Origin of the sequence: Muricoccus vinaceus (assembly GCF_042433125.1) — a bacterium.
Lineage (GTDB): Bacteria > Pseudomonadota > Alphaproteobacteria > Acetobacterales > Acetobacteraceae > Roseomonas > Roseomonas vinacea.
This window is the reverse complement of record NZ_JBHLVZ010000105.1, coordinates 1-1,815: the sequence shown is the minus strand read 5'-3', so window position 1 is coordinate 1,815 and position 1,815 is coordinate 1. Positions and strand designations below refer to the sequence as shown.

The 1,815-nt window shown below is 62.3% G+C and carries 1 protein-coding gene; it reads right to left on the bottom strand.

The features are described from left to right. Nucleotides 1–381: 381 nt before the first annotated feature. Nucleotides 382–1,557, bottom strand: a complete 1,176-nt coding sequence (locus ACFFIC_RS27920; RefSeq protein WP_026033573.1) for a zinc-dependent alcohol dehydrogenase — start codon at nucleotides 1,555–1,557, stop codon at nucleotides 382–384. Nucleotides 1,558–1,815 lie beyond the last annotated feature (258 nt).

Here is a 1,815-nt window from a genome sequence, read left to right as displayed (position 1 = left end):
AAGGTCACGCAAACTCCGCCTCGCGGTCAAACTTGCTCGGTCCCCAAACAACGTGACAATGCCAGGCGGAGGATTTCCGGCAGTGGTTGGTCGCTTCGCGCAGTTTGCCGCTGAGGACCGCCACCGCATCCGACGCAGCAGCAGGCGGACATCCTGGCCCGAGCCGGGTGCAACGCGATCCAGGGCTATCTTTTCGCAAAGCCGCTCTCGCCGGCTCAGGCCACCGATCTACTCGACCAGGCGGCACGCTCGGCTAAAGGCAGCTGCCTAGGTCTGCCGACATACTTGGTCGCAAGCTGATCGACACCGCCGCTACACGTGCTCCACAGCGGCGGTGTCGATCGGCATCGATAAGCGTCCTGTTCCCGGTTGTTCCGCTAATCAGCCGTGCGGCCGCATGACAACCTTGATTACACCTTCCTGCTTGTCACGGAACTTGGCGTACATCTCGGGCGCGTCCTCAAGACTGGCCGGATGCGTGATCACAAAGCTGGGATCGATCTCGCCCGCGACGATCTTATCCAGTAGCGGCTTGGTGTAACGTTGCACGTGGGTCTGCCCAAGCTTGATCGTCAGCCCCTTGTTCATCGCTGCACCGATTGGAAGCTTGTCACCCATCCCGACGTAGACGCCGGGCACGGAGACCGTGCCGCCCTTGCGGCAGCTCATGATCGCCTGCCGCAGGACGTGGACGCGATCAGTGGCGAGCATCATGCTTGCCTTCACCTTGTCCATGACCGCGTCCGCCGCCCCGTGCGCGGCCGCCTCGCAGCCGACAGCATCGATGCAGCTGTCGGGGCCCCGGCCCTTGGTTCGCGCCTGCAGCTCGTCATAGACATCGGTTTCGGCGAAGTTAATCGTCTCAGCGCCACCGGCCTCCGCCATGGCGAGTCGCTCGGGCACCTCGTCGATCGCGATCACGCGGCCGGCGCCCATCATCAGCGCGGAGCGGATGGCGAACTGGCCGACCGGACCGCAGCCCCAGATCGCGACGGTGTCGCCATGCTCGATCTGCGCATTCTCGGCGGCCATGTAGCCGGTCGGGAAGATATCCGATAGGAAGAGGGCCTGCTCATCGGTAACGTTGTCGGGAATCTTGATCGGACCGACATCCGCCATCGGCACGCGGAGATACTCCGCCTGGCCGCCGCAGTAGCCGCCCAGCATGTGGCTGAAGCCGAACAGCCCGGCGGGCGAATGGCCCATCGCCTTGGCGGCCATCTCGGCGTTCGGATTGGTCCGATCGCAGGCCGCAAACAGACCCTTCTTGCAGAACCAGCAATCGCCGCAGCTGATCGTGAACGGCACCACCACCCGGTCCCCGATCTTGAGGTTGGTGACCTCGGACCCGAGCGCCACGACCTCGCCCATGTTCTCGTGGCCGAGGATGTCGCCGGCCTCCATGGTAGGCATGTAACCATCAAAAAGGTGGAGATCCGAACCGCAAATCGCGCAAGCAGTAACTTTTATGATGGCATCCCGGGGATGCATGATCTCCGGATCGGCGACAGTGTCGCAGCGAATATCACCCTTACCGTGCCAGCATAGTGCGCGCATGACCTATCTCCCTAATTTTAGCGGCGCTCAACCGATTATGCTTCTCGTCAACGTCGCACAAGTCAACAAGCGACGAGGAACCACGCGATTAGCCCGCCGACATCCTTCCGGCGCCGATATCTTGCGGTTCACCTATACGTCGTCATTGTGTGCGCCCGGATTCCCGACCGCAAGCTCGAAGTTTCTATCACTTGATAGTCGGCCCTGAATAACCCCATTAGGCCGCGCGGGCTGTCACTGGGAGATGGTCCGGCTGGG

Excerpts from the sequence above, each read along its gene's own strand:
- ACFFIC_RS27920 (WP_026033573.1), bottom strand. The coding sequence starts at position 1,557 with ATGCGCGCACTATGCTGGCACGGTAAGGGTGATATTCGCTGCGACACT.